This window comes from Paenibacillus sp. FSL H7-0331 (assembly GCF_001956045.1).
On the sequence record NZ_MRTH01000105.1, the window covers coordinates 1 to 4,091 of the forward strand.

The window sequence follows — 4,091 nt, forward strand, 5'->3', positions numbered from 1 at the left end:
CCCCATGTATTCTCGATAGTATGATTAAAGCACAAAAACCCGTAAGAGGTCACTTTTTTTCAAGTGTCCACCTTACGGGTTACAGTTCACCTCGTATTGTGGTTTTCCTTTTGCTCTTTGCCACGTTAGAGGCAACATGGAAAATCATAAAACTAAGGGAGGAAGACTGCCGTTTGCTTGCTCACGGCAGTCTTGATTTGTCACACTTTCTTGATCACATCATAGGTCAGCTTGGCTAGAGGCCTCGTGGACAGATTGTCCGGCAACAATTTGTTCCCATACAGGAACAGATCGATTTGCTCTTCACTTAGACTCAGGGTGGTAAAGAGCTTCTGCATCTCATTCTTGTACGTCCCAGCATACGCATGCTTCTTGTAGAGCAGCTCCCTTACGTACTCCTTATGGCTCTGATAGACATTAGCCAGTTTGAACAATTCCGTGCTATTCTGGATTTTAACTGCATGAGAGCTTGTCCGATCGAACTCCAGATCGAGATCGAAATTTGTGTTGTTCCCTGTTATGGTATCCACCGTACTCTTCCCATTCATCTGCACTTTAAACCATGCGCTATCATCAAACCCTCGATCGTATGGGTAGACAATGTCGTAACCCTTGGCCAGCTTGAAGCGGGAATTACAGGTGAGTAATGTATTGTCGGTTGCAGTAAGGACACACTTCCTTCCCGATCCGGGATAAAATCTCATGGCGATAGTCTGCATCCATGAACTTATTATAGTCCACAATTATACTAATCGCTTGGTTCAGGGAAGTCATATCCCGTTTTACATCTTGAATGAAATTCCGAAACTGCGTATTGTTCTGAAAAAAACTGGGGTGCCTGGCCTTATGTCTAGCAATCCAAGGGTTGTCGTATAGGGTCAGGAAGTCTCTGCGATGATTCTCCCTATTGGGCTTAGTTATCGGCATGCCAGCCTTTTTAAGTTCATCATCAATATGGAGCGAGCCAAAGAACACCAGCTTACACGTCTTCATGTAGAAGTCGATCTGAGGGTAGAAGGAGCACACCGTATCCATCGGGCTGGAGAGCAGGCTATCGACAAGCTGATGGTCCAGCAATCCACTTATGGTATCTTCCCACAGCGACGTTATAGCTGTACCAGTGAAAGGATTGATGACTATGGGCATTCTAGCCTTGACTCTGTTGTAGCGATCGATTAGCCCGCTGCGCATCTTGTTGCAATTCCAAAGCTTGTCAAAGTAATAGCTTTCATGATTATCCTCCTCTTAAATTGAACACACGTTGATTTTTCAACTGCCGCTGTTTGTTAACTGGGCCAAATCATTGGCATTATGCGTTAATTGCTTTCCCACTGGGGAGGTAATATCAACCCTTTGCCGTCCTTTATGGAGCTTATGATGATGTCATCGGCGGGCGGATATCATTTTATGAAACATCTCATCTAATAACATTATTTCTGCTTTTTGGCTGATGGCATGGTTCCCAAGCTTTACATCAATTATGAAGTCATTGCTCAGCATCTGGCGGTAACGGGAAATAATATCGTTGTCAGGCAATTCTCCCATTGCCTTCGTTTCGGGTGGGATTACCGGAATTCCGGCTTGCTCTACCAAGTGAATGTTTTGTTTAATATCTGCGGCGATCTTGCTTAGAGTGCTTACACTTCTTGCCGTCTCAATATCCACCATTCCGTCATTTGTATAGAAATGCTTGTTGACAATAGCCAACGCAGTATGCGATATATGGAATGCTTGAATGTCTTTTTGGATTTCATAATGCAAATCCACCGATTCAAATATTTGGGCAAGCTCTTTCACTCTTTCGGTCGTCAGTCCATTTATTTCACCAAAAATGGTTCCTTGATGTTTTTCGGAACCGAATTGGGCGTATAGAACATCTTCTTTGATGTCTCCACCGGCGCCCGGGAATCCCGGAAGTAAGCGATCGCCCACGATTTCAAGCCAAGAGTCATATCCAATGGTGTTGGTAAAGGTGACGATGGTCTTGCTTCGATTATGCTTGATCGCAGACAGGGCAGATTCGGCCTGATCATATCGTACTGGAACAAAGATAAAATCATAAATGTCGTCGTTATCAAGCTTTTCTATCGTGTTGATCGATATTTGCTTTATCGATCCATTATCGTGGTATTTCAGACCGTCCCTTTTCAGCGCCTCCAGTCTCTTTCCTCGTGCCAGTATAGTGACGTCCAGTCCCGACTGTGCTAATCGGAGTGTATATACACTGCCAATCACGCCGGCGCCAAATATCAAAAGTCTATGTGGTTTGGTGTTCAATATGATCCTTCCTTTCATAGAATTAGTCACAGATTGTTTAAGCAACACCTGTTTGATAAGATAATAATAATATCGCATGCTTATGATTTCAACCGGCAGAGTTAGATGAAAGTTGCATAGGCAACACATTGTGATAATTGATGTTTAACAAGGAGATATAGAAATGGTAAATCAGGAAGATCCGAGGGTGTTGCGCACACGACAGTTAATTAGAGCAGCGTTCAGAGATTTGTTGCGGAGAAAAGGATTTGATGCAATCACCATCAAAGATATCGCTCAGAAAGCAACCATTAACCGCGCCACCTTTTATGCCCATTTTGAAGATAAATATGCTTTGCTTGACGAAGTCACAGAACAGGCTTTTCATGAAATGATTCCTGAGCAAATGGCGAATGCACAGGAGTTTACGGATGAAATATGTGACCAGTTGATCTTGCTGACGCACCAATACATCGTGGATTTTTATCAGATCTGCAGAATGGATTCCAATTCGATGGCTACGCTTGTCGATGAAAAAATAAAGAAAATGCTGCAGCAAACCATAGAGAACATTTTTCTGAAAGGGGATACCCACCATGGGGCGGACAGGCATCATATAAAAATCACGGCGGTCATGACAGGTTCAGCGATCTATGGCGCTGCGCATTATTGGTTAAATGTCGAGGAGAAAGATCGAACCGATGTGCTTGTAGACATTGTTCGTCCCTATGTAATGAACGGTCTGGGGTTGTATCGCAATGGCGATGAATACAGATGAAAAACGAGACTGGTCAGATAGGAACGATAGTGTACCATAAGTTACTCACCTCTCTTTGTTTGCATGGTTGCCCGACACATTCATGATACCAAACGAAGAAGGTGTTTTTTGTCAAGAGAAGTAAATAGATTGATTCACGACCATCGGAGGCCACTGAAAAAGTCCCATTTGTTGAGAGCAACAGAATATCCATAGAAAAACGAGCCTCTAGAATCGCTTCTAAGGCTCGTTTCGCGTTCAGGGAGACATGTTTGTACCCCTAAAATCATTGCTGAAGAAGAAGGGACTTGGGCAATCCATGTCTATGCGAGGGAAAACGAGATCGGCACGCCGTTCTGCATCACGTATGATTTCGAGTCGAAAGCCGACAGTCCGCGAACGTGATTCGATGGAGCAAACGCGCATGCCGATCGCTGATTTCAAGGCATATCGGACAACGCATAAAGTTTTAACTCTTAGAAGAGGTCAATTAGACGTCTCAGCAGTTGACAGATGAGTATGTGCCGATAATGTTGTGGCTCATGCGCAATAGCGGCTTGAAAGGTAAAATTCCTTTACCTTTATTAACAAAGAATGGCCAATATAAGTGTGAAGATAATGATGGAATTTACCTGTTATATGAATTTATTGCCGGAGCCATTTATGTAGCCAGGTTCTTGTCATCCGACAAATGTCGGCTGACAAGAACATTATCTCATTAGTTGCCGCGTAAATCGCGGTTTTTTTATTTTATGGGATCAAGTTCTTGTCAAAACCAAATGACAAGAACTTGATCCCATTCCCGATTTTGACAAGAACATTATCTCATTCCCGACGAGTCTCCTTTGAAGTGAAAAGGAGGTATACGAAAACTCCCTACGGGATTAAGCTAACGGGCAGAAGAGTGTGGTGGAACGGTTATTTATTTTCGCTCTCTATTTTGCCAGAGTAATACATCCGCTTCACCACACCTATAATATTAATATGATGAGTCTAGAAATCTAAAGAGGTGAGCCAATGGCAGTCGTAAAAGCCAGGAAACAGGATATTGATATGTTGGCAAGGTTGCTTCGAGCTG

At 43.3% G+C, this 4,091-nt stretch carries 4 protein-coding genes and 1 pseudogene; 3 read left to right on the forward strand and 2 right to left on the reverse strand.

What is annotated here, in order from left to right:
• Window positions 1-200: 200 nt before the first annotated feature.
• A complete protein-coding gene (locus BK127_RS41645) occupies window positions 201-704 on the reverse strand; it encodes a hypothetical protein (protein ID WP_076238504.1) in 504 nt (167 codons plus the stop codon).
• Between the two features lie 190 nt (window positions 705-894).
• On the opposite strand from BK127_RS41645, the gene BK127_RS41650 reads away from it, so the two are divergent.
• Window positions 895-1,179 (forward strand): hypothetical protein, encoded by a 285-nt coding sequence (locus BK127_RS41650; RefSeq protein WP_076238505.1) that lies wholly within the window; start codon window positions 895-897, stop codon window positions 1,177-1,179.
• Window positions 1,180-1,383: 204 nt separating this feature from the next.
• On the opposite strand, the gene BK127_RS41655 is transcribed toward BK127_RS41650, so the two are convergent.
• Complete coding sequence (locus BK127_RS41655; RefSeq protein WP_076238506.1) at window positions 1,384-2,277, reverse strand: ketopantoate reductase family protein; 894 nt, start codon at window positions 2,275-2,277, stop codon at window positions 1,384-1,386.
• A 163-nt stretch (window positions 2,278-2,440) separates the two neighbouring features.
• Between BK127_RS41655 and BK127_RS41660 the strand changes: the two genes are divergently transcribed.
• The gene (locus tag BK127_RS41660; protein ID WP_076238507.1) at window positions 2,441-3,034 is read left to right on the forward strand and encodes a TetR/AcrR family transcriptional regulator; all 594 of its coding nucleotides are present in this window, start codon (window positions 2,441-2,443) and stop codon (window positions 3,032-3,034) included.
• 303 nt (window positions 3,035-3,337) lie between these two features.
• Window positions 3,338-3,530 (forward strand): annotated as a pseudogene (locus tag BK127_RS45465) (His/Gly/Thr/Pro-type tRNA ligase C-terminal domain-containing protein); the annotation flags it as partial.
• Between the last annotated feature and the right edge of the window lie 561 nt (window positions 3,531-4,091).